This is a genomic window from Burkholderiaceae bacterium, assembly GCA_024235995.1.
Classification (GTDB): domain Bacteria; phylum Pseudomonadota; class Gammaproteobacteria; order Burkholderiales; family Burkholderiaceae_C; genus Ottowia.
In genome coordinates, this window is the sequence record JACKLI010000001.1 from 409,084 (window position 1) to 431,383 (window position 22,300).

The 22,300-nt window shown below is 71.0% G+C and carries 20 protein-coding genes and 1 pseudogene; 6 read left to right on the top strand and 15 right to left on the bottom strand.

Annotated features, from left to right (window positions below):
• Nucleotides 1-5: 5 nt before the first annotated feature.
• The 8 genes from H6927_02075 to H6927_02110 all read right to left on the bottom strand — a co-directional run bounded on the left by H6927_02075 (nt 6) and on the right by H6927_02110 (nt 8,134).
• Entirely contained in the window at nt 6-1,733 is a 1,728-nt protein-coding gene (locus H6927_02075; protein MCP5216884.1) for a thiamine pyrophosphate-binding protein, read from the bottom strand.
• Complete coding sequence (locus tag H6927_02080) at nt 1,726-2,553, bottom strand: SDR family oxidoreductase (GenBank protein ID MCP5216885.1); 828 nt, start codon at nt 2,551-2,553, stop codon at nt 1,726-1,728. Before H6927_02080 ends, H6927_02075 begins: the two co-directional genes overlap by 8 nt.
• On the bottom strand, nt 2,550-3,407 hold the full coding sequence (locus tag H6927_02085; protein ID MCP5216886.1) for an IclR family transcriptional regulator: 858 nt from the start codon (nt 3,405-3,407) through the stop codon (nt 2,550-2,552). Before H6927_02085 ends, H6927_02080 begins: the two co-directional genes overlap by 4 nt.
• Nucleotides 3,408-3,409: 2 nt before the next feature.
• Nucleotides 3,410-4,315, bottom strand: a complete 906-nt coding sequence (locus tag H6927_02090) for an alpha/beta hydrolase (GenBank protein ID MCP5216887.1) — start codon at nt 4,313-4,315, stop codon at nt 3,410-3,412.
• Nucleotides 4,316-4,330: 15 nt separating this feature from the next.
• Nucleotides 4,331-4,882 (bottom strand): cupin domain-containing protein, encoded by a 552-nt coding sequence (locus H6927_02095; protein MCP5216888.1) that lies wholly within the window; start codon nt 4,880-4,882, stop codon nt 4,331-4,333.
• A gap of 15 nt (nt 4,883-4,897) precedes the next feature.
• Nucleotides 4,898-5,674 carry an SDR family oxidoreductase gene (locus H6927_02100; protein MCP5216889.1) on the bottom strand — a complete coding sequence of 259 codons (777 nt, stop codon included), beginning with the start codon at nt 5,672-5,674 and terminating at the stop codon, nt 4,898-4,900.
• 15 nt (nt 5,675-5,689) lie between these two features.
• Nucleotides 5,690-7,045: an MFS transporter gene (locus H6927_02105; protein ID MCP5216890.1), complete on the bottom strand. Its 1,356-nt coding sequence runs from the start codon at nt 7,043-7,045 to the stop codon at nt 5,690-5,692.
• A 93-nt stretch (nt 7,046-7,138) separates the two neighbouring features.
• Nucleotides 7,139-8,134, bottom strand: coding sequence for a tripartite tricarboxylate transporter substrate binding protein (locus H6927_02110; protein ID MCP5216891.1), 996 nt, complete (start codon nt 8,132-8,134; stop codon nt 7,139-7,141).
• A 151-nt stretch (nt 8,135-8,285) separates the two neighbouring features.
• Between H6927_02110 and H6927_02115 the strand changes: the two genes are divergently transcribed.
• Together H6927_02115 and H6927_02120 are read left to right on the top strand one after the other, a co-directional pair.
• A complete protein-coding gene (locus H6927_02115) occupies nt 8,286-8,990 on the top strand; it encodes a glutathione S-transferase N-terminal domain-containing protein (GenBank protein ID MCP5216892.1) in 705 nt (234 codons plus the stop codon).
• Nucleotides 8,991-9,049: 59 nt separating this feature from the next.
• Nucleotides 9,050-9,553, top strand: a complete 504-nt coding sequence (locus H6927_02120) for a cupredoxin family protein (GenBank protein MCP5216893.1) — start codon at nt 9,050-9,052, stop codon at nt 9,551-9,553.
• A 143-nt stretch (nt 9,554-9,696) separates the two neighbouring features.
• Here H6927_02120 and H6927_02125 read toward each other — a convergent pair whose 3' ends face one another.
• From H6927_02125 to H6927_02150, 6 genes are all read right to left on the bottom strand, one after another.
• Nucleotides 9,697-10,299, bottom strand: a complete 603-nt coding sequence (locus tag H6927_02125) for a hypothetical protein (GenBank protein MCP5216894.1) — start codon at nt 10,297-10,299, stop codon at nt 9,697-9,699.
• 36 nt (nt 10,300-10,335) lie between these two features.
• On the bottom strand, nt 10,336-11,100 hold the full coding sequence (locus H6927_02130; protein ID MCP5216895.1) for an alpha/beta hydrolase: 765 nt from the start codon (nt 11,098-11,100) through the stop codon (nt 10,336-10,338).
• Nucleotides 11,101-11,143: 43 nt separating this feature from the next.
• Entirely contained in the window at nt 11,144-13,375 is a 2,232-nt protein-coding gene (locus H6927_02135) for an NADP-dependent isocitrate dehydrogenase (protein ID MCP5216896.1), read from the bottom strand.
• 228 nt (nt 13,376-13,603) lie between these two features.
• The gene (locus tag H6927_02140) at nt 13,604-14,950 is read right to left on the bottom strand and encodes a UDP-glucose/GDP-mannose dehydrogenase family protein (protein MCP5216897.1); all 1,347 of its coding nucleotides are present in this window, start codon (nt 14,948-14,950) and stop codon (nt 13,604-13,606) included.
• On the bottom strand, nt 14,947-15,957 hold the full coding sequence (locus tag H6927_02145) for an NAD-dependent epimerase/dehydratase family protein (protein MCP5216898.1): 1,011 nt from the start codon (nt 15,955-15,957) through the stop codon (nt 14,947-14,949). Before H6927_02145 ends, H6927_02140 begins: the two co-directional genes overlap by 4 nt.
• Entirely contained in the window at nt 15,948-17,432 is a 1,485-nt protein-coding gene (locus tag H6927_02150) for a glycosyltransferase family 39 protein (GenBank protein MCP5216899.1), read from the bottom strand. Before H6927_02150 ends, H6927_02145 begins: the two co-directional genes overlap by 10 nt.
• Nucleotides 17,433-17,572: 140 nt before the next feature.
• On the opposite strand from H6927_02150, the gene H6927_02155 reads away from it, so the two are divergent.
• Both H6927_02155 and H6927_02160 read left to right on the top strand, forming a co-directional pair.
• Entirely contained in the window at nt 17,573-18,598 is a 1,026-nt protein-coding gene (locus H6927_02155; protein ID MCP5216900.1) for a glycosyltransferase family 2 protein, read from the top strand.
• A pseudogene (locus H6927_02160) lies at nt 18,595-19,531 on the top strand (flippase-like domain-containing protein). Before H6927_02155 ends, H6927_02160 begins: the two are co-directional and overlap by 4 nt.
• A gap of 87 nt (nt 19,532-19,618) precedes the next feature.
• Here the strand turns inward: H6927_02160 and hppD are convergent.
• A complete protein-coding gene (hppD, locus tag H6927_02165) occupies nt 19,619-20,746 on the bottom strand; it encodes a 4-hydroxyphenylpyruvate dioxygenase (GenBank protein ID MCP5216901.1) in 1,128 nt (375 codons plus the stop codon).
• A 214-nt stretch (nt 20,747-20,960) separates the two neighbouring features.
• On the opposite strand from hppD, the gene H6927_02170 reads away from it, so the two are divergent.
• Nucleotides 20,961-21,440: an Lrp/AsnC family transcriptional regulator gene (locus H6927_02170; protein ID MCP5216902.1), complete on the top strand. Its 480-nt coding sequence runs from the start codon at nt 20,961-20,963 to the stop codon at nt 21,438-21,440.
• A 97-nt stretch (nt 21,441-21,537) separates the two neighbouring features.
• Complete coding sequence (locus tag H6927_02175) at nt 21,538-22,260, top strand: GNAT family N-acetyltransferase (protein MCP5216903.1); 723 nt, start codon at nt 21,538-21,540, stop codon at nt 22,258-22,260.
• The last annotated feature ends 40 nt before the right edge of the window (nt 22,261-22,300 follow it).

Here is a 22,300-nt window from a genome sequence, read left to right on the forward strand (position 1 = left end):
TGTCCTCAGGCCGCGCTCGACGCCACCGTGGGGTCGAGCGCCGGGATCTGGTTGAGCTTGTTGACCGGCGGGCCAGCAAACGTGGTCTTGAAGCGGCCGATGGACAGCATGTCGATCTCGAGCATGAAAGGGCCCTTGGCCTTCAGCGCCGCCTGCAGCTGCCCTGGCAGCGCCGCCAGGTCGGACACCCGCGCATGCGGCAGCGCCAGCGAGGCGCACAGCTGCGCGTAGTCGGGCGTGTACAGCTCGACGTAGGCGCGGCGGCCGCCGTACTGGGCGTCCTGGATGTTCTTGATGACGCCGTAGCCCTTGTCGTTCATCAGCACTATCAGGCAGTCGCACTGCTCCTGTACCAGCGTGGCGAGCTCGCCCAGGTTCAGGATGAAGCCGCCGTCGCCGGCCAGGCACAGCGTCTTGCGGCCCGAGCCGGTGGTCTGCGCGCCCACCGCCGCGCCGATGGCCATGGGCAGGCCCTGGCCGATGCCGCCGCCGGTGGCGTGCACGCCGGCGTTGGGCTCGAACACGCGCAGCTCGCGGTTGCCCCAGGTGCTGTTGGACACGGTGACGTCGCGCACCCAATTGAACCGCCGGCCCGCGGCCTGCTGCAGCTGCTGCACCAGCGCGCCGTAGGGGCCCAGGCCGTCGTGCAGCGCGTGCACCGCCGCGTCGTGCGCCTGGCGCAGGTCGGCCAGCAGTTGCGGGTCGGCCCGGTAGCCGCGCGCCTCCAGGCGATCGGCCAGGCCGGCGAGCACCCGCGCCGCGTCGCCGCAGACGAAGCCGTCGTCGGCATAGCAGCGCCCCTGCTGGGCGGCGTCGGCATCCACCCGGTAGAGCGGGCGCGGCAGCTTGAGTTCGTACTTGAGCGTCTCGTTGCTGCGCAGGCGCGTGCCCACCGCCAGCATGGCGTCGCAGCTCTGGTAGAACGCCTCCACCGGCTTGTGGATGTTGTAGGCGCCCAGCGAGGCCGGGTCGTCCTCGGCCACGATGCCGCGGCCCTGCACCGTCGTGACGATGCCGAAACCCAGCGCCTTCAGGCGCTGCACGGCGGCGCCGGCGTGGCGCGCGCCGCCGCCCAGCCACAGCAGCGGACGCCGGGCGGCGGCCAGGCCCGCGGCCAGCGCGTCGATGGCGGCTTTGGGCGCTTGCTGCGCGGCCGTCGGCGGCGGCGCCAGGTCCTGCGGCATGGCCACCAGCGTCTGCTGGATGTCGATCGGAATCTCGACGCTCACCGGACCGGTGGGCGCCGTCGTGGCCACCTGCACGGCCTTCTTGAGCGTGGACAAGGCGGTCTCGGCGCTGCGCACGCGAAAGGCGGCCTTGGACACCGCGTCCAGCATGGTGAGCTGGTCGGGCGCCTCGTGGATGTAGGACAGGTTCTTGTCCAGGTAGGGCGTCTCGATCTGGCCGGTCAGGTGCAGCAGCGGCGTGCCGGCGGTGTAGGCCTCGACCAGCGAGCCGGCGATGTTGCCCGCCGCCGGCCCGGTGCTGGTGATGCACACGCCCAGGCTGGAGGTGGAGCGCGCGTAGGCGTCGGCCATGTTGCCGGCGCCGGCCTCGCCGCGCGCCATCACGAAGCGAATCTGCCCGCGCTGGGCAAAGGCGTCCAGGATCGGCATGTTGTGGATCGAGATCACGCCGAATGCCGCCTTGACGCCGCACTGCTCCAGGAAGGCGGCCACGACGGCCCCCACGGTGACTTGGGGACGCTGGGAAGAAGATGTGGATTCAGGCATGGCGGCTGTGGCCTCCGGAGATGTCGATGTGGCTGCCGCTCGTGTAGGAGGCAAACGGCGAGACGAGAAAGGCCAGGGCGCGCGCGGCCTCATGAGGAAGTCCCAAGCGCCCCAGCGGGATGTGTTTTTGCAGGGCCAGCGCGTGGCTCCAGGCGGCCCAGTCCTGCGATTTGTCGGCGCGCGCCTCGAAGCGGCGGCGCCACTGGCCGGACTCGACCAGGCCGATCAGGATGCCGTTGACGCGCACGCCCTGCGGCGCGAACTCGGTGGCCAGCGAGCGCACCAGGTTCAGGATGCCGGCGCGCGCGGCCGAGGTGGCGACCATGTGCGGCTCGGGCTGGCGCGCCAGCAGCGAGTTGGCGCAGGCGATGGCTGCGTCGCCCAGCCGCTGGCGTTCGGCCGCGAGCTGCGGCAGGAAGGCGCGGGTGGGATGGATGATGGAAAAGAACTTGAGCTTGAGCTCGTCCATCCAGGCCTGGTCGTCGGTGTCGGCGAAGGTGGACACGCGGCCCTGGCCGGCGTTGTTGACCAGCATGGCGGCCGGGCCCAGCGCGGCCTGGCTGGCGGCGGCAAAGGCCTTGACGGATTCGCCGTCCAGCACGTCGCACGCCTGGGCGAACAGCCTGGCGCCTGGAAACTGCACGCGCAGCCGCGCCACGGCGCCGTCCAGGCGCTCGGCATTGCGGCCGCACAGGGCCACGGCGGCGCCGGCGGCCAGCAGCACCTCGACCGTGGCCAGGCCGATGCCCGAGGAGCCGCCGGTGACAACGGCCGTGCGGCCGGCCAGCGCGTCGGGCGCGAGGAAGGTGCTGGCGCTCATCGGGCTTGCCTCTCGGGGTGCAGCGCCACCAGGTTGGCGCCACCCTGGCGGGGTGCGTAGTTGAGCAGGCCGGACAGGCGATCGGCCGCGGCGCACACCTGCGCCACCAGGGTTTGCATCTGGTCGGCCTCGATCCGGCTGGCGTTCAGGGTCATGCCCAGCGCGGCCACCACGCGGGCGCTGTGGTCGCGCACCGGCGCGGCGATGGTGGAGATGTTGGCCTCGAAAAAGCCCTCGCTCACCGCGTAGCCGCGCTGGCGATCGGCCTGCGCCAGGTCGAACAGCTCGGTCACCGTGCGCGGGGTGCTGGGCGAGAACGACTCGAGCTGGCTTTCGGGGTACAGCGCGCGCAGCTCGGGCAGCGTCAGGTCGGCCATCAGCACGCGCCCCAGCACGGTGGCGTGGGCCGGCAGGCGCGTGCCCACGCTGACCGCGCTGACGAAGGGCGAGGGCGGCGACACGCGGGACACGTAGACGATGGAGCGGCCGTCGCGCACGATCAGATTACAGGCGTGACCCGTGTCCTTGCTCAGGCGCTCGAGCAGCGGGTGGCCCAGTTCGTTGAGCGGCAGCGAGGCCAGGTATTCGAAGCCCAGGCGCAGCACGGCCAGGCCCAGGCGGTACTCGCGCGCGCCGGCGTCGCGCTCGACGAAGCCCAGGCTCTCCAGCGTGGCCAGCAGGCGAAACACGGTGGAGCGCGGCAGCTTGAAGCGCCGTGCCAGCTCGGGCGCGGTCAGCGTGCGCGTGTCGCGGCTGAACTCGCCCAGCACGCGCAGGCCGCGCTCCAGCGCGGGCACGTTGTAGCGGTCGCCGCTTTCGTCGCCGTCGGGCAATGCTTGTTCGGTGGAATTCATGGTCAAGGCCTTTCCGGTCGGCGTGCAGGCGCCGCGCCCATCGCGACATCCAGCACGCCACCCAGCCATTGGGCCACGGCGGCGGGCTGCTCGACGTAGCTGGCGTGGCCGGCATCCGCGATCGCGTGCAGCGCCACGCCCGCCGCCCGTGCCACCTCGGCACAGGCGGGCGGCGGCGTGACCACGTCCAGCGCGCCGCAGGCCACCTGCACCGGCACCGGAGCAGGCAGATCCGCCAGCAGGTCGCTGCCGCACAGCAGCTCGACCGCCTGGCGGTAGCCGCGCTCGTGCAGGCGGGCCATGTTCCATTGCACCCAGGCGCGCGCCACGGGCGAGGCGTGCCCGGACACCAGGCGCGCCGAGCGCTGCGCGGCCATGCCGGCGATGCCCAGCTCGGCCAGGGTTTGCAGGCGCTGGGCGCGCACGCGGGCGCCGTCGGCCGCGCGCGCCGCGGCGCCGTAGCCGCGCGCCGGGCTGATCAAGGCCAGTGCGGCAAAGCGTTCGGCGTCTTGCCGCACCGCCGGCGCCGCCATCAGGGCGCCCAGCGAATGCCCGACCAGCACGCAGCGCCGGATGCCCATGGCGTCCAGCAGCGCATGCAGGCGCCGGGCGTAGTCGCCCCCTCGCGGGGCCTCCATGGACAGCGGGGTGGACGCGCCGTAGCCCGGCGCGTCCCAGGCGATGACGCGCGTGCGCCCGGACAGCAGGAGCGCCGCCTCCAGCCACGAGGCCGAGCCCGAGCCGATGCCGTGCAGGCACACCAGCGGCAACGCGCCGTCCCGCGCCGAGCCGCACTCGCGCACCGACACCTGCCCGCCCGCCGCCAGCACGACCGGGCGTGCGGCAAAGCGCTGCTCCAGCCGATCGAGCTGATCGGCTGCCAGCGGGGGCAAGGCAAGCTCGGCCATGGCGCTGCTGCGGTGTCAGGCAGCCTCGGCGGACTTGGCCGGGCGCTTGATCTTCGACAGCGGGTCGTTCGGGCGGTAGGTGGGCGTCTCGGGCTTGGCCGCGCCCAGCATCACCAGCATCAGCGCCTCTTCGTCGCCGATGTTGATCTCGCCGCGGTACACGCCGGGCGGCCAGGAGATCAGGTCGCGCTCGCCGACGATGGCTTCCCACTTTTCCTTGCCATCGGCCGACTCGGCGATCATCTTGACCTTGCCGCGCAGCACGAAGAAGACTTCCTCGACGTCGTAGTGGATGTGCAGCGGGCCCTCGTGGCCGGCGGGCAGGATCATGGTCGAGAAGGTGAAGTGCTCGGCCGGCACCGAGTTGGTGTCGCCCGCGACGCCGGTGCCGCCGGTGCCGATGTAGCGCATCTGCGCGCGGCCGTACTTGGGATCGACCTCGGTCTGGAATTTCAGCGCGTTCCAGTCGTAGGTGCGCGTCGCGCGATGCGCCACGCGGGAATCCATCCATTGCTTGAGGGTGGCGCCTTCGGGGCGGTCCCAGGAGCGCTTGGGCTTGTCGGACATGATTGACCTCACTTTTCAGTTGAACACGAAACCACCATTGACCGGCAGCAGCTGCCCGGTCACGAAACGCGCCAGATCGGAGAGCGCGAACAGCGCCACGCCGCTCACGTCGGCGGGCAGCTGCTCGCGCTGCAGCGCGCGCTGCTCGATGTAGAGCCGGTGCCGGCTCTCGGGCACGTACTCGGTCGCCTCCACCAGCACCAGGCCGGGCGCGATGGCGTTGACGGTGATGCCGTCGGCGCCGTACTCGCGCGCCAGGGCCCGCGTCAGCGAGATGACCGCGCCCTTGCTGGCCACGTAGGCCATCAGCCTGGGCGCGCCCCACAGCGCGGTGTCGGACGCCAGGTTGACGATGGCGCCGCGCCCGCTGGCCGCCAGCGCCGCATGGCAGGCGCGCGACATCAGCCAGGTGCCGCGCACGTTGACGTTCATCACACGGTCCCAGGTTTCGACGTCGATGTCGTCACCCGGCTTGCCGCCCGAGTCGGTGACGGCGGCGTTGTTGACCAAGCCGTCGAGCCCGCCCAGCAGGGCCAGCGCCTCACCGGCGCAGCGCTCGATCGAGGCCGGCTCGGACAGGTCGGCCACCAGGGCATGGGCCGTGAAACCCGAAGCACGCAAACCCACTGCAGCGGACTCCACCAGCTCCGCCCGGATGTCGGCGATGGCCACCGCCGCGCCGGCCTCGCAGAAGTGCCGGGCAAAGGCCAGTCCCAGGCCGCGCGCCCCACCGGTCACCAGGATGCGGCGGCCTGCAAGGAGTTGGGCGGCACCCGCGTTCACGTCAGTCACGGCTTGCACTCCAGCTCAAGCGGCCTTGGGATGAAAGTCCACGTCTTTGGTCTCCGGGCCCACCGCCGCGCCGATGAAAATCAGCAGCGCGCCCACCACGCCCAGCACCAGCACGGTGTAGTCGAAGGGCATGAAGTTGGCCAGGCCGGCCTGGTAGAACACGTAGAACGCCGGCAGCACGATGGCCAGGCTGTAGCCCAGGCCGAAGCCCGAGGCGCGCACGCCGGTCTGGAAGCGCTCGTTGATGTAGACCGTGCCCAGGGCCCCGGGCGACACCACCAGCACCGTGGTGATGGTGGCCAGCACGCCGACGGTGACGATGTCGCCCGGCTGGGCGTTCAGCAGCTGGTAGTAGAAGAAGGTGCCCAGCACGGCGCTGACGGCGCTGCTGGCCATGAGGTAGGTGCGCCGGCCGATGCGCTGACTGATGATGCCGCCCAGGATGTAGGAGCCGGCCAGGATCACGTAGGCCACGACCAGCATGAAGGTCAGGTGCGTGCCAGTGATGTGCAGGCGCTTGACCAGGATGCCCGGCATGATGGCCAGGGCGGCATTGAGCGAGAGCCAGAAGCCCGTCATCACCACGAACACCTGCAGGAAGCTGCGCAGGTTCTCGCCGCGAAACAGCGCCTTCAGCGGCGACTCGGTGCGCTCGGCCTTGCCGGCCTTGGCCCAGACCTCGGACTCCTCCACCGAGGTGTGGTAGTAGTACGCCAGCGCGAAGGCCATGAGGGCGCCGAAGACGAAGGGAATGCGCCAGCCCCACTGCACGTAGGGCGAGTCCAGGCTGCCGCCGGGCAGGAAGTAGAGGACCGCCAGCGTCACCAGCGAGATGAAGGCCGTGCCCAGCGAGGCCGCGCTTTGGATGAGCGCGCCATAGAAGCCGCGCTTGGCCTTGGGGCTGTATTCCATCGCCAGCGGGTTGGCCGAGGTGTATTCGCCCCCCAGGAAGATGCCGTCGATCAGGCGCAGCACGATGAACACCCACAGCACCGACTCGCCCCAGTGCTGGTAGCCCGGCAGCGCGGCGATCAGCAGCGTGACCACGCCGAAGCCCAGCACGCACAGCACGGTCACGCGCTTGCGGCCGATGGTGTCGGCGTAGTGGCCGAAGATGATGGCACCCAGCGGCCGGCCGATCAGCGTGGTGGCGAAGATCATGGCCGAGACGATGGCGGCCATGGTGGGCGAGAGCTCGCCCTTGGGGATGAAGTAGATCATCGCCGGCGCCAGGGCGATCACCGGCAGGAAGATGTCGTAGTTGTCGACGAAAAAGCCGACGAAGGCGCCCCACACGGCCCGCCGGGCCTGGGGCGTGAGTTCTTCGTCGCTGGCGCTGGCGGGGCTGGCCTGCAATGGGACGCTTGTCATGGGTCGATCTCCTTGGCCCCGGCGCGTGCCATGCGCCCGGGGCGGGATGAATGGGGGTTGGCGCCGGGCCGGGTGTTGCAGGCCCGGGCCGTCTTATTCGGCCTTGATGCCCAGCTCGCCCACGATGCGGGTGAAGCGGTCCAGGTCGGTCAGCGCCACCTTGCGCAGGACCTCGGGCGAGCCGCCTACCGGCAGCATGCCCAGCACGCGCAGGCGCTGCGCCAGGTCCGGGTCCTTGATGAGGGCGTTCAGCTCGGTGTTGAGCCTGCCGACCACCTCGGCAGGCAAGCCCTTGGGGCCGAACAGGCCGTTCCAGGCCACCACCTCGACGCCCTTGACGCCCAACTCGGCCAGCGTGGGCACGTTGGGCGCCAGCGGCGAGCGCTGGTCCTGCGCCACGGCCAGCAGCCTGATCCTGCCGTCCTTCAGGTAGGGCTCGACCGGACCGTAGGTGACCCAGGTCAGCGGCAGGTGGCCGCCGACCACGTCGTTGAGCCCCGGCGCGATGCCCTTGTAAGGCACGTGGGAGAACTGGGCGCCCGCCGCGCGGTTGAACATCTCGCCCAGCACGTGCATGGGCGAGCCGGTGCCCGGGCTGGCGTAGCTGAGCGCGGCCGTCTTGCTGGCCTGGACGGCGTCGGCCAGCGTGTTGAACTTGCCGCCCGGGCCGGCGGCCAGGAACAGCGGCTGCGCGCCGACTTGGAAGATCGGCGTGAGCGCGCGCATGTCGTAGGCCGTCGCCGGGCTGGGCTTGAGCACCAGCTGGGCCATGGTGACGGTGCTGGGCGCCATCAACAGGGTGTAGCCGTCCGGCGGCGCCTTGTTGACGAAGCTGGTGCCGATGATGCCGCTGGCGCCGGGCTTGTTGTCGACGATGACCGGCTGGCCCAGGCGGCTGGAGAGCTTTTCGCCCAGCAGGCGCGCCACGGCGTCGGTGTCGCCACCGGCCGGATAGGCCACCACGATGGTGATGGGCTTGGAGGGCCAGGCCTGGGCCATGGCTGGCGTCAGGCCGGCACCCAGCGCGCCGACCCCGAAGGCCAGACCCGCAACCCACCGCCCCAGTTTGCGTCGTTGAATGTTTCGCATATGGATCATCGTCTCCGTAATGAAACGATATTGTAGAAGTCGGTTGATCGGCGTGGATTGGGAATTACCCTAGGGCCGCGAAACGGAGCCCCCGTCGATGGGATTTCGGAGCGGCCCGGCGCGCGCTCGGCCTGCCGGCTATATTGGCGCGATGACCTCAAGCCTGAACACCTTCCCCATCACCCGCAAGTGGCCCGCGCGCCACCCCGAGCGCCTGCAGCTGTATACGCTGGCCACGCCCAACGGCGTCAAGGCCTCGATCGCGCTGGAGGAAACCGGCCTGCCCTACGAGGCGCACCGCGTCAGCTTCGACACGCAGGACCAGCTGTCGCCCGAGTTCCTCTCGCTCAACCCCAACAACAAGATCCCGGCCATCCTCGACCCCGACGGCCCGGGCGGCCAGCCGCTGGCGCTGTTCGAGTCGGGCGCCATCCTGATCTACCTGGCCGACAAGACCGGCCAGCTGCTGCCCAGGGACCCGGCCGCGCGCTACCACGCGCTGCAATGGCTGATGTGGCAGATGGGCGGCGTCGGCCCCATGTTCGGCCAGGTCGGCTTCTTTCACAAATACGCCGGGCGCGAGTACGAGGACAAGCGCCCGCTGGGCCGCTATGTGAATGAGAGCGCGCGCCTGCTGGGTGTGCTGGACGGCCACCTGAAGGGCCGCGCCTGGATGCTGGGCGACGAATACACCATCGCCGACATCGCCATCTTTCCGTGGGTGCGCAACCTGGTCGGCTGGTACGAGGCGGGCGAGCTGGTCGGCTTCGAGCGCTTTGCCGAGGTGCGGCGCGTGCTGGACGCCTTTCTGGCCCGGCCGGCGGTGCAGCGGGGGTTGAAGATGCCGCAGGCCTGAGGCATCCGCACCCAGCGTCATCGGTCATTCAAGCCTTGCCCTTGAGCACCCTCCATCCCATGAACAAAAACCACTTGGCCTTCCTGAGCGCGGCCCTCGCGCTTGCCCTGACCCCAGCCGCCGCGCGGGCTGCCGGCACGCATGCCGGCGACCATGGCGAATCGGCCACGCACACACACCACGCCGCGGCCCCGGTGGGCCGCCCCGGCGACGCCGCCAAGGTCGCGCGCACCATCGACATGGTGCTCGGCGACGACATGCGCTTTGCGCCGGCCACCGTCGAGGTCAAGGCCGGCCAGACGGTGCGCTTTCGCATCCGCAACGCCGGCCAGGTCCGGCACGAGATGGTGATCGGCTCGCTCGATGAGCTGAAGGCGCACGCCGAGCAGATGCGCGCCCATCCGGGCATGGTGCACGCCGAGCCCAACCAGGTGAACCTCGCCCCCGGCCAGCGCGGCACGCTGGTGTGGCGCTTCGATCAGCCGGGACAGGTGGACTTCGCCTGCACCGAGCCGGGGCACCTGGAGGCGGGCATGGTGGGCAAGGTGCGGGTCACGCGCTGAACACCCGCCGCCGTTGCCGCAAGCGCCATGGCTAGGTTGAAGAACCCTACCCAGCCTTCCACAGGACTATCATTTGAATAGCTGTTTGCGCATGTTCCGCGCCGGCCATCGGCTGATTCGATCTAAAAATGCCGGCGTAACCGTCAGCGCGCCACCGCCGGCCCGGGCTCGATGCGCAGGCCGTCTGGCAGCACGCGCAGAGCCGTGTGGGTCCAGCCCAGGCTGCGCGCCAGCGCCAGCTGTTCGGCGGGCACGCGGTACAGCACCAGGTTTTGCAGCAGCTGCTCGGCGATGCCGGGCGCGACCTGCGACACCAGCGCCTGCTGCGCGGGCGGCAGCCGGTCGATGCTCAGGCGGTTGACCTGCACGTCGGCCATGCGCACCACGCCTTCGGGCAGGTCCAGGCGCAAGCCGCAGTCCAGGTCCAGCCCGCCGGTGTGGCGCGTGCCGGACAGGCGCTCGACCAGCACCAGATCGAGCGCGGTGGCGATGCGGTTGGAGGCGGGCAGCAGGTTCAGGCGGGGTGAGGCCAGCGTCAGCTCGGCCAGCCCGCCGAGCAGGCCGCGCGTGACGGGAAAGCTGCGCGCCAGCCACTCGTTCAGCCGCTGCCGCGACACGGTGTAGCCGGGTGCGCCACCGCCGCTGCCGGCGGCGCAGGCGCCGAGCGCCGGAAGCAGGCCGCCCAGCGCGGCCGCGCCGAGCAGGCGGTGGCAGTGGCGGCGCGTCAGCGCCGGAAAGGCGGGCACGATCGTGCGGCAGTCAGGGGCCAGAGGACGGTTGACTCACGCAGGCACGCCGGCAAGAAACTGCTCGACCCGCGTCGCCAGGATGATGGGCGTCTCGTCCATCGGGTAGTGCCCGGCGTTGGCCAGCACCTGCAGCTGCGCGTTGGGGTAGTGCTGCATCCAGGTGGCGCGGCAGGCGGCCTCGCCCAGGGCGGGGTCGTACTCGCCGGGCAGCACCAGCACGGGCAGGCGCTGGCCCTGGATTTTTTCGACGAAGGCGGTCTTCGCCCAGGACGTCAGGTAGCCGGCCACGGCCTCGTCGTCCGAATGCTTTTGCGTGCTGGCGGCCATGGCGTCCAGCCAGGTGCCGGTCAGGCGGCTGCCGGTGGTGAAGTCGATGATGGTGCGGCGCGCCTGCGCGTCGTGGCCGGCGGCGGTGAACAGGCCCCAGCCCTGCTCGTCGAAGGGCACGCCCGCAGCCGACACGGGTGTGACGCCGACCAGCGCGCGCACGCGCTCGGGCGAGGCCGCCAGCACCTGCTGGATGGCGCTGCCGCCCATCGAGTGGCCGATAAGCGAAAAGCGCCGCCAGCCCAGGTGGTCGGCCAGCGCCAGCGCGTCCTGCGCGATCTGCTCCATCGTGTAGGGCCCGCCCGAGCCGCGCATGCCGCCGTAGCCGCGCTGGTCCATGAAGGCGTAGCCGAAGTCGCGGCCGTTCAGGTGCTGGGTGAACGGCCCCCAGCCGTGGGCGTGGCCGAACCAGCCGTGCAGCGCGATGACCTTGTGCGCGCCGCTGCCGATGAGCAGATGGGTGTTGGGCATGCCTGTATCCTGGGTTGCCGTGCCGTGGGCCTATGGCGCGGGCTCAGGCCACGGCCGCCAGCGCGTCGTTCAAAGTCTTGCTGGGGCGCATGACGGCCTCGACTTTGGCCGGGTCGGCCTTGTAGTAGCCGCCGATGTCCACCGCGTGGCCCTGCACCGCGGCCAGCTCGTCCACGATCTTTTTCTCGTTGGCGGCCAGCGCGTCGGCCAGCGGCTTGAAGTGCGCGGCCAGCTCCTTGTCCTCGGTCTGCGCGGCCAGGGCCTGCGCCCAGTACAGCGCCAGGTAGAAGTGGCTGCCGCGGTTGTCGAGCTGGCCGGTCTTGCGGCTGGGGCTCTTGTCCTCGTCCAGCAGCTTGCCGGTGGCGGCGTCCAGGGTCTGGGCCAGCACCTTGGCCTTGGGGTTGTGGTTCTTGATGCCCATGTCCTCCAGGCTGACGGCCAGGGCCAGGAACTCGCCCAGCGAATCCCAGCGCAGGTGGTTTTCCTCGATCAGCTGCTCCACGTGCTTGGGCGCCGAGCCGCCGGCGCCCGTTTCGTACATGCCGCCGCCGGCCATCAGCGGCACCACGGACAGCATCTTGGCGCTGGTGCCCAGCTCCATGATGGGGAACAGGTCGGTCAGGTAGTCGCGCAGGATGTTGCCGGTGGCGCTGATGGTGTCCAGCCCGCGCACCACGCGCTCGAGCGTGTAGCGCATGGCGCGCACCTGGCTCATGATCTCGATGTGCAGGCCGGTGGTGTCGTGCTCGTGCAGGTACATCTTGACCTTGGTGATGAGCTGCGCCTCGTGCGGGCGGTACGGGTCGAGCCAGAAGACGACCGGCATGCCCGACTGGCGCGCGCGCGTGACGGCCAGCTTGACCCAGTCGCGGATGGGCGCGTCCTTGACCTGGCACATGCGCCAGATGTCGCCCTGCTCCACGTTCTCGCTCATCAGCACCTCGCCGGTGGCCAGGTCGGTGATGTTGGCCACGCCGTCCTCGGGGATCTCGAAGGTCTTGTCGTGGCTGCCGTATTCCTCGGCCTGCTGGGCCATCAGGCCGACGTTGGGCACGGTGCCCATGGTCTTGGGGTCGAACGCGCCGTGCCACTTGCAGAAGTTGATCATCTCCTGGTAGATGCGGGCGAAGGTGCTCTCGGGCATCACGGCCTTGACGTCCTTCAGGCGGCCGTCGGCGCCCCACATCTTGCCGCCGTTGCGGATCATGGCGGGCATGGAGGCGTCCACGATGATGTCGTTGGGCGAGTGGAAGTTGGTGATGCCCTTGGCCGAGTCGACCATGGCCAGCTCGGGGCGGTGCTCGTGGCAGGCGTGGATGTCGGCCTTGATCTCGTCCTGCAGGCTCTTGGGCAGGCTGGCGATCTTGTTGTACAGATCGACCATGCCGTTGTTGACGTTGACGCCCAGCTCGCTGAGCACCTTGGCGTGCTTGGCGAACGCCTCCTTGTAGAAGATGCGCACGCAGTGGCCGAACACGATGGGGTGCGAGACCTTCATCATGGTGGCCTTGACGTGCAGCGAGAACATCACGCCGGTCTTGCGCGCGTCCTCGATCTGCTTTTCATAAAAGTCGAGCAGCTTCTTCTTGCTCATGAACATGCTGTCGATCACCTCGCGGTCCAGCAGGCTGATCTTGGGCTTGAGCACGATGGCCTTGCCGCTCTTGGTGATCAGCTCCATCTTCACGTCGCGCGCCTTGTCCAGCGTCATCGACTTCTCGCCGCTGTAGAAGTCGCCGTCGAACATGTGCGAGACGTGGGTGCGCGAGGCGGGGCTCCACTCGGCCATGCTGTGCGGGTGCTTGCGCGCGTATTCCTTGACGGCGCGCGGCGCGCGGCGGTCGGAGTTGCCCTCGCGCAGCACCGGGTTGACGGCACTGCCGATGCACTTGTTGTAGCGCGCGCGGATGTCCTTTTCCTCGTCGGTGGCCGGGCTCTCGGGAAAGTCGGGTACCGCGTAGCCGTCCGCCTGCAGCTCCTTGATGGCGGCCTTGAGCTGCGCCACCGAGGCGCTGATGTTGGGCAGCTTGATGATGTTGGCCTCGGGCCGCAGGGTCAGCTTGCCCAGCTCGGCCAGGTTGTCGTTCACGCGCTGCTCGGGCTTGAGCCGCTCGGGAAACTGCCCCAGGATGCGCGCGGCCACCGAGATGTCGCTGGTCTGCACGTCGATCCCGGCCGCCTTGGCGAAGGTGCGCACGATGGGCAGCAGCGAGGCCGTGGCCAGCGCCGGCGCCTCGTCGGTCAGGGTGTAGATGATGGTGGACGGCGTGCTCATGCGCGAAAACTCCTGTGTCTCGGATCGGGATGGGGTCGAGTGGGGCCGGCCGGCTTTTGGCTGGCGGTCACGCGCGGGCGCGCGCCGCATCCGGCCCAAGGGCCGATGTTACGCGGTGTGCGGCAGCCTCACGGTGTCTATTGTTTTGATAGCTGTTGACGCAGATCAGACAGGGGCCAGAGGGTTGTTTTGTTGTAAGAATCGGTGTCTGCCACCCCGGGCGCCGGTTCAGGCCTGGTCCGGCGGCGGCACGCCCGGCCGGCCGATGCTGGCGTAGCCCAGGCCGTGGCGCGCCAGCAGGGCCGGCTCGTACAGGTTGCGCCCGTCGAACACCATGCGGTCCGCCAGCTCGGCCGCCAGCAGGGCCAGGTCGGGCACCCGGTAGGCCTTCCATTCGGTGACGATGGCCAGCGCGTCGGCGCCGCGCAGGGCGGCGGCGGGCGTGTCGCACAGCCGCAGGTCGGCGCGCTCGCCCCACAGGCGGCGCGCCTCGCCCATGGCCGCCGGGTCGTGCGCCTGCACGCGCGCGCCGGCGGCCCACAGCTGGGCCAGCAGGGTGCGGCTGGGGGCCTCGCGCAGGTCGTCGGTGTCGGGCTTGAAGGCCAGGCCCCACACGGCGAGGGTCTTGCCGCGCAGCTGGCCGCCGTAGTGCGCCACGATGCGCTCGCCCAGCACGCGGCGCTGGGCGTCGTTGCGCTGCTGGGTGGCGGCCAGCAGCAGCGGCTCGACGCCGGCCTGCCGCGCGCTGTGGATCAGCGCCTTCACGTCCTTGGGAAAGCAGCTGCCGCCGTAGCCGGCGCCGGCGTACAGGAAGTGATGGCCGATGCGCGGGTCGCTGCCGATGCCGCGGCGCACCGCCTCGATGTCGGCGCCCAGGCGCTCGGCCAGGCCGGCGATCTCGTTCATGAAGCTGATCCGGGTGGCCAGCAGGGCGTTGGCGGCGTACTTGGTCAGCTCGGCGCTTCGCACGTCCATCACCACGATGCGGTCGTGGTTGCGGTTGAAGGGCGCGTACAGCTCGCGCAGCGTGGCCTCGGCGGCGCGGCTGGCGGTGCCGATGACGATGCGGTCGGGCCGCTGGCAGTCGGCCACGGCCGCGCCTTCCTTCAGGAACTCGGGGTTGGAGACGACGTCGAAGGCCAGCTCGGCGCCCCGCCCGGCCAGCGCCGCGCGCACCGTATCGGCCACCCGGTCGGCCGAGCCCACCGGCACGGTGGACTTGTTGACGATGAGCTTGGGCTCGGCCATGTGCAGGCCGATGCTGCGCGCCACCGCCAGCACGTGCTGCAGGTCGGCGCTGCCGTCCTCGTCGGGCGGCGTGCCCACGGCCAGAAACAGCAGCGCGCCATGTGCCACGCCTGCCGCCGCGTCGGTGGTGAAGCGCAGCCGCCCGGCGGCCTGGTTGGCCTGCACCATGGGCTGCAGGCCAGGCTCGTGGATGGGAATGCGGCCCGCCTGCAGCGCGGCGACCTTGGCCACATCGACGTCCACGCACAGCACGTCGTGGCCCACGTCGGCCAGCACCGCGCCCTGCACCAAACCGACGTAGCCGGTGCCGAAGATCGTGACTTTCATGGTTTGTAGAACCCCCGATACCAATCGACGAAGCGTGCCACGCCGTCTGGCACCGGCGTGGACGGCGCAAAGCCGACCCAGGCCGCCAGCGCCGACGTGTCGGCCGCCGTGCTGTGCATGTCGCCGGGCTGGATCGGCAGCATGCGCTTGCGCGCCGTGGTGCCCAGCGCCGATTCCAGCGCGGCGATGTAGTCCATCAGCAGCGTGGGCGCGCCGTTGCCGAGGTTGAAGATGCGGTAGGGGGCCGTGCCGGTGCCGGGGCTGGGGGCCTGCGGGTCGTGGCCGGGGTCGGGTGTGGCGGGCTTGTCCAGCACGCGCAGCACGCCTTGCACGACGTCGTCGATGTAGGTGAAGTCGCGCACCAGCTGGCCGTTGCCGTACACGTCGATGGGCTCGCCCGCCAGCATGGCGCGCGTGAACCTGAACAGCGCCATGTCCGGCCGGCCCCAGGGGCCGTAGACGGTGAAAAAGCGCAGGCCCGTGACCGGCATGCGGTACAGGTGGGCGTAGCTGTGCGCCATCACCTCGTTGGCCTTCTTGGTGGCGGCGTAGTAGCTGACGGGGTGGTCCACCGCGTCGCGCTCGCGGTAAGGCAAGCTGGCGTTGCCGCCGTAGACGCTGGACGAGCTGGCGAACACCAGGTGCGCCACCTGCTGCGTGCGGCAGCCCTGCAGCACGTTGGCAAAGCCCAGCAGGTTGGCGTCGGTGTAGTCGTCCGGCGCGTCGATGGAGTGGCGCACGCCGGCCTGCGCCGCCAGGTGCAGCACGCGCGTGGGGCGCACGCGCGTGAACAGCGCGCGCAGGGCGCCGCGGTCGGCCACGTCCAGGCGCTCGAAGGCGAAGCCCGGGTGTTGCAGCAGCCGCTGCAGGCGCGCCTGCTTGAGGGCCACGTCGTAGTAGGCGTTCAGGTTGTCGACGCCGAGCACGCGCTCGCCCCGCGCCAGCAGGGCCTGCGCGCAATGCATGCCGATGAAGCCGGCGCAGCCGGTCAGCAGGATCATGGCGATGTCCCCTCCCTCGGGAACCAGATGAAGCGGTAGATCTCGGGCGGGCTGCCGGCGGGCACATGGCGGCGGGGCAGCGCCAGCACGCGCGGCACGCTGCCGGCGGGCAGCACGGTCTGCGCCTGGTCCCACCAGCCCTCCGGCAGGCGGTCGTCGCGCGAGATCAGCAGCCAGCCCGTGCCGGCGGCGCGCGCGCCGGCCCGCTGCTCGGCCACGCAGGCGGCCACCGGCTGCAGGTTGCCGTCGCAGTCGGCGGCCGGCGCGGCGGGAAAGCGCGTGCGCAGCGCGCCAGCCAGCATGTGGTCGGCGGCGACGATCGGGCCGCGGCCGTCGTAGCCGGCCGCGCGCAGCTGCTGCACGAGCGCGCGGATGGGCTGGTTCAGCTCGCCCGGGCGGCCGCGCCAGCCGGCCACCCAGGGGTAGGCGGCGGTGGCCAGAAAGAACAGCAGCGCCACCCCCAGCACCGCGCCCGTGAAGCGCGCGCCGCCGGGCGCCGACTCGAGCTGCGGCCGCGCCACGAAGGCGGCCAGCGGCAGCACGCAGAACACCGGCTGCATCCAGTGCTCCTTGAACTCGGTCACGCCGCCCAGCACCACCATGCCGACGAACGCCGCCAGCACCAGCGCCAAGTAGCGCGCCAGCAGCGGCCAGGCCCAGGGCACCGCGGCCAGCGCGCCAGCCGGCGGCCGCCGCAGCCAGGCGCCGCGAAACGCCCAGGCCGCCAGCAGAGCCCACGGCAGCAGGGTCTCCAGCAGGGTCAGCGCCAGCTCGTCCAGGCCGCCGAGCAAGCCGCCCCGGGGCTGCAGCTCCATCTTGGCGGTGATGGCGCGCGCCGTCTCGTGCCAGTGGCCGGCCAGCCACAGCGCATGCGGCACCACCAGCACCAGCGCCACCGCCGCCGTGATCCACAGCCCGCGCGCCAGCAGCACCTGGCGCACCGCCGGCACGCCCAGCGCCGCCAGGCCCAGCGCGGCGGCGAACAGCGCGAAGTTGTACTTGGACAGCATGCCCAGCGCCAGCATCAGCCCCAGCAGCGCGTAGCGCGCCGGGCGCGGCGAGCGCACCAGGCCCACCAGCACCCACCAGGTGCCGGCGGTGACGGCGGTGACCAGCACCGTGTGCGTCTGGTCGTGCAGCGAGGACCAGCCCAGCGGCGGCAGCATCACCATGCTGGCGGCGGCCCACCACACCGTGCGCGGCGGCAGCAGGGCGCGCGCGGCCAGGCCCATGAACAGGTAGGTCAGCGCCAGCAGCACGTGCTTGAGCACGGCCAGCGACAGCACGCTGGGCCCCAGCACGGCGTTGAACCCCCACTGCAGCCAGGTGTAGAGCGGCGGCTGCATGCCGTAGCCCCAGGCCAGGTGCTGCGACCACAGCGTCTGCTCGGCCTCGTCCCAGCGCAGCGCGGGCGACAGCGCCAGCCGCAGCGCCACGTGCGCCGCCGCCCAGGCCAGCAGCCACGGCAGCGGCCGGCGCATGAGGGCCGGCAGCGCGCCGGCGGCCGCGGGCGCAGGCGGGGGCGAGGCGGTGGACAGCAAAGACATTCTCGGACCGGTGCGCCGCCGCAAGGCCGGGCAGGCACAATGACCGCTGGATTATCCGTGCACGATTCGCCCCCATGCCTGCGGCCCCAGCCCCCTCGCCCGACGTCTCCATCGTGGTGCCGATCTACAACGAGGTCGACAACCTGCCCGAGCTCGTGGCGCGCATCGCGCAGGCGATGGCGGGCCAGCCCCTGAGCTTCGAGCTGCTGGCGGTGGACGACGGCTCCAGCGACGGTAGCCGCGCCCGGCTGCGCGAGCTGGCCGCCGGCCGCCCCTGGCTGCGCCCGGTGTTCCTGGCGCGCAACTACGGCCAGTCGAGCGCGCTGCAGGCGGGGTTCGACCGCGTGCGCGGGCGCTACGTGGTGACGCTGGACGCCGACCTGCAGAACGAGCCGGGCGACATCCCGCTGCTGCTGCAGCGCCTGGAGAGCGACCCCGACGTCGACATGGTGAGCGGCTGGCGCAAGGACCGGCAGGACGCCGAGCTGTCGCGCAAGTTGCCCTCGCGCATCGCCAACCGGCTGATCTCGCGCGCCACCGGCGTGCACCTGCACGACTACGGCTGCGCGCTGAAGGCCTACCGCCGCCCCATCATCGACCGCATCCGGCTGTATGGCGAGCTGCACCGCTTCATCCCCTCGCTGGCGCGCGAGGCGGGCGCGCGCATCGCCGAGGTGCCGGTGCGCCACCACGCGCGCACGCGCGGCGTGTCCAAGTACGGCATCGACCGCACCTTCCGCGTCATCCTCGATCTGATCCTGGTGGTGTTCTTCATGCGCTACCGCCAGCGCCCGCTGCACGCCTTCGGCGGGCTGGGGCTGTGGCTGGCCACGCCGGGCGTGCTGATCCTGCTGTGGCTGCTGCTGGACAAGCTGATGGGCCACGCCATCGGCGGGCGCCCGCTGCTGCTGGCCGGCGTGATGCTGGTGCTGATGGGCGTGCAGCTGATCGCGGCGGGGCTGATCGGCGAGCTGCTGATGCGCATCTACCACGAGGCCGGCGGCGCGCCGCAGTTTCATGCGCAGGAGCACGTTCATGAACCCGACCCGCCTGCAGCCCCCGCCGATGCAGCGCAGGCAGCTCCTCAAGCCATAGCGTGACGCGCATGCCCAAGGCCGTGCTGCGGGGCCTGCTGGGCCTGGCGCTGCTGGCCGCCGTGCTGGCGCTGGCCGACCCGGCCCGGGTGGCGGCGCAGCTGGGCCGGGCGCGGCCGCTTTGGCTGGCGGCGGGGCTGCTGGCGGCCATCGCCTCCAACGCGGTGTCGGCCCTGCGCTGGCGCGCGCTGGCGCGCTGGCTGGGCGCCGAGGTGGGCGCGCGCGACGCCTGCCGCTGGTACTTCCAGGCCATGGGGCTCAATGCGCTGCTGCCGGGCGCCGTGCTGGGCGGCGACGTGTACCGCGCCGTGGTGCTGCGCCGCGCCGGGCAGGCCAGCGCCGCCGCCGGCTGGTCGGTGGTGCTGGACCGCGCCAGCGGCCTGTGGATGCTGTGCGCCATCGGCGGCCTGGGGGCCGCCGCCTGCGCCGAGGTGCTGGCGCCTTGGCTGCGGCTGCCGGCCGGCGCCTTCGCCGCGCTGCTGCTGGCGGGCACGGCGCTGTGGCTGGCCCTGCCCTGGGGCCTGCCATGGCTGCTGCGCCGCGGCCAGGCGGCGGGCGGCGCTCTGGCGCCGCTGCGCGCGGCGGTGCGGCGGCGGCCGGACTTTGCGCGCCAGTGGGCCTGGCAGGCCCGTGGCCTCGGCGGCGGTGCAGGGGCTGTCGGCCGCGGCGCTGGCCTGCGGCGGGCTGGCGCTGGGCGTGGTGCAGCCGGCGGCCGCGTGGGCCTGGGCCATCGCTCCGGTGTTCCTGCTGGCGGCGCTGCCCGTGAGCGTGGGCGGCTGGGGCACGCGCGAGGCGGCGGCCGTGGCCGCGCTGGCGCCGTTCGGCGTGGCGGCGCCGGCGGCCGTGGGCGTGGGCGTGATCTATGGCCTGTACGGCCTGGCGCAGGGCGCGCTGGGGGCGCTGGCGTTCGGGCTACCGCGCCGGGTGCCCACCGCCTGATTCAGCATCGAATCGGCCGCCAGCCCAGGTGAAACAAGCCCCGGCAGCTACATCAACAGGAGCAACGAGGGCGCAACCGGCAAACGCTCAGGCCCCGGTCTTCAAGGTGCCGCGGCGAATCTGGTCCAGCTCCATGGTCTCGAACAGGGCCTTGAAGTTGCCCTCGCCGAAGCCTTCGTTGCCCTTGCGCTGGATGAACTCGAAGAAGATCGGGCCCAGCTGGTTCTCGCTGAAGATCTGCAGCAGCAGCTCGCCCTGCCGGCCGTCGACCAGGATGTTGCGCGACTGCAGCTCGCCGATGGGCTCTTGCAGGCCGGGGATGCGCTTGGGCAGCAGCTCGTAGTAGGTGTCGCTGGTGTCCAGCAGCTTGACGCCCGCCAGGCCCAGCTGGTCCACCGCGTGGTAGATGTCCTTGCTGGCCAGCGCGATGTGCTGCACGCCCTCGCCGTGGTACATGTCCAGGTACTCCTGGATCTGGCCCTTCTTCTCGTTGCCCTCTTCGTTGATCGGGATGCGAATCTTGCCGCAGGGGCTGGTCATGGCCTTGCTCTTGACGCCGGTGGCCTGACCCTCGATGTCGAAGTAGCGCACCTCGCGGAAGTTGAACAGGCGCTCGTAGAAGCCCGCCCACTCGTCCATGCGGCCCTTGTGCACGTTGTGCGTCAGGTGGTCGATGACCGTCAGGCCATAGCCCTCGGGGTTGATGGCGGCGGCGCCGTGCACGCCCGGCAGCGGCTCGAAGTCGACGTCGTAGAAGCCGATGTTGCCGATCTCGCCGGCCGAAGCGCCGCCCTTGCCGCGCCAGCGGTCGATGAAGTAGATGATGGAGTCACCAATGCCCTTGATGGCCGGGATGTTCAGCTCGCCCGGCCCGGCGTGGCCGGCGTAGCCCCAGGCGCCCAGGCCGATGGCGCGCTCGTAGGCGGCCTTGGCGTCGGCCACGCGAAAGGCGATGGCGCAGATGCTGGGCCCGTGCAGGCGCGCGAAGCGCTGGGCAAAGCTGTCGGGCTCGGCGTTGATGATGAAGTTGATCTCGCCCTGGCGGTACAGCGTGACGTTCTTGCGGCGGTGCCGGGCCACGGCGGTGAAGCCCATGCGCTCGAACAGCTCGCCCATGGCCTTGGGGTCGGGCGCGGCGTATTCGATGAACTCGAAGCCGTCGGTGCCCATCGGGTTGTCCCAGGTGGCGGGGGTGGATGCTTGCGCTGCGGTCATGGGGTGTCTCCAGGGGATGCGGGCCGGGGCGGCCAATCCCTCACTGTAGGCCGGGCGGGGGGCGGATTTCCAGCGTTTGACGCGCCTCAAGAACGCCCCGGTGCACAGAACCCGATTCGATCGGCCGCTCGAAGCACGATTTTTGCACCGCGCCCCGATCCATGCCCGATCGAGCCCGGTCGATGGGCCCAGCAAGCCGTAAAATTGCGCCACCATGACGTCCAGCGCACTCGACAAGCTCGACCGGGCCATCTTGCTGCGCCTGCAGGCGGACGGGCGCGCGCCCTGCGAGGCCATCGGCGAGCAGGTGGGCCTGTCGGCCAGCGCCGTGCTGCGGCGCGTCAAGCGGCTGGAGGACAGCGGCGTGATCGAGCGCACGGTGGCCCTGCTGCGGCCCGAGGCCGTGGGCCTGGGCCTGGTGGCCTACGTCAACGTGCGGCTGGAAAAGCACCAGGGCGGCGCCAAGCGCAACCCCATGGACGAGTTCCGCGCCAGCGTGCAGGGCTGGCCCGAGGTGGTCGAATGCGCCGCGCTGACCGGCGAGATGGATTTCTTGCTGCGGCTGGTGGTGCAGGACATGGGGGCGTATTCGCGCTTCATGATGGACACGCTGCTGCGCCACCCGGCGGTGCAGGACTGCAAGACCAGCTTCGTGATGGACCGGGTCAAGTCCACCACCGCGCTGCCGATTTGACCTGGAAGCGGCCATCGGTCACGCTTTGGGGAGATACAGGGCAAGTTCCCGGCTCTTTGGAGTGGTAACTCTAAGGGAAAACCCTAAGATGGTGCCCATGCAAACCTTCGACCTCTCCCGCCCCGCAGACGCTGCGCCGGCCGTGAGCCCCACGGTCGCCCCGGCCACGCCTCGCGCGCCCTACGCCCAGGCCAGCGCCATCGTGCCGATCCGCGAGATCGGCGTGCGCTACCGCGCGCGCATCGCGCGCCACCTGCTCGACCTGGACGAGCACGACCGCTACCTGCGCTTCGGCTACGCGGCCAGCGACGAGCAGATCCGCCACTACGTGGACGGCCTGAACTTCGAGCGCGACCAGGTGTTCGGCATCTTCAACCGCCGCCTGCGGATGATCGCGATGGCCCACCTGGCCTACCCCGGCGACATGAGCAAGGCCAACTTTGCCGAATTCGGCGTCTCGGTCGCCAGGCACGCGCGCGGCCGCGGCTACGGCCGCCTGCTGTTCGAGCGCACCGCCATCCACGCCGTCAACCACGGGGTGGACACGCTGTACATCCACGCGCTGAGCGAAAACACCGCCATGCTGAAGATCGCGCGCAACGCCGGCGCCGTGATCGAGCGCGCCGGCAGCGAGAGCGAGTGCTACCTGCGCCTGCCCGAAGCCACCTTCAAGAGCCGCCTGGACCAGCTGCTGGCCGACCAGGTGGGCGAGGTGGACTACTGGATCAAGAGCGAAGCGGCGGCCCTGCGCAGCGTGCTGGCCACCATGCAGGAGGTGCGCGAGAGCGTGCGCGAAGGGCGGCACAAGAGCGGCAGCTGACGGCGGATGGCGCCGGCGCCATCGCGCATCCGCTATCCTT

Coding starts and splice junctions, on each gene's coding strand:
- H6927_02075 (MCP5216884.1), bottom strand. CDS start 1,733: ATGCCTGAATCCACATCTTCTTCCCAGCGTCCCCAAGTCACCGTGGGG.
- H6927_02080 (MCP5216885.1), bottom strand. CDS start 2,553: ATGAGCGCCAGCACCTTCCTCGCGCCCGACGCGCTGGCCGGCCGCACG.
- H6927_02085 (MCP5216886.1), bottom strand. CDS start 3,407: ATGAATTCCACCGAACAAGCATTGCCCGACGGCGACGAAAGCGGCGAC.
- H6927_02090 (MCP5216887.1), bottom strand. CDS start 4,315: ATGGCCGAGCTTGCCTTGCCCCCGCTGGCAGCCGATCAGCTCGATCGG.
- H6927_02095 (MCP5216888.1), bottom strand. CDS start 4,882: ATGTCCGACAAGCCCAAGCGCTCCTGGGACCGCCCCGAAGGCGCCACC.
- H6927_02105 (MCP5216890.1), bottom strand. CDS start 7,045: ATGACAAGCGTCCCATTGCAGGCCAGCCCCGCCAGCGCCAGCGACGAA.
- H6927_02110 (MCP5216891.1), bottom strand. CDS start 8,134: ATGCGAAACATTCAACGACGCAAACTGGGGCGGTGGGTTGCGGGTCTG.
- H6927_02115 (MCP5216892.1), top strand. CDS start 8,286: ATGACCTCAAGCCTGAACACCTTCCCCATCACCCGCAAGTGGCCCGCG.
- H6927_02120 (MCP5216893.1), top strand. CDS start 9,050: ATGAACAAAAACCACTTGGCCTTCCTGAGCGCGGCCCTCGCGCTTGCC.
- H6927_02130 (MCP5216895.1), bottom strand. CDS start 11,100: ATGCCCAACACCCATCTGCTCATCGGCAGCGGCGCGCACAAGGTCATC.
- H6927_02135 (MCP5216896.1), bottom strand. CDS start 13,375: ATGAGCACGCCGTCCACCATCATCTACACCCTGACCGACGAGGCGCCG.
- H6927_02140 (MCP5216897.1), bottom strand. CDS start 14,950: ATGAAAGTCACGATCTTCGGCACCGGCTACGTCGGTTTGGTGCAGGGC.
- H6927_02150 (MCP5216899.1), bottom strand. CDS start 17,432: ATGCGCCGGCCGCTGCCGTGGCTGCTGGCCTGGGCGGCGGCGCACGTG.
- H6927_02155 (MCP5216900.1), top strand. CDS start 17,573: ATGCCTGCGGCCCCAGCCCCCTCGCCCGACGTCTCCATCGTGGTGCCG.
- hppD (MCP5216901.1), bottom strand. CDS start 20,746: ATGACCGCAGCGCAAGCATCCACCCCCGCCACCTGGGACAACCCGATG.
- H6927_02170 (MCP5216902.1), top strand. CDS start 20,961: ATGACGTCCAGCGCACTCGACAAGCTCGACCGGGCCATCTTGCTGCGC.
- H6927_02175 (MCP5216903.1), top strand. CDS start 21,538: ATGCAAACCTTCGACCTCTCCCGCCCCGCAGACGCTGCGCCGGCCGTG.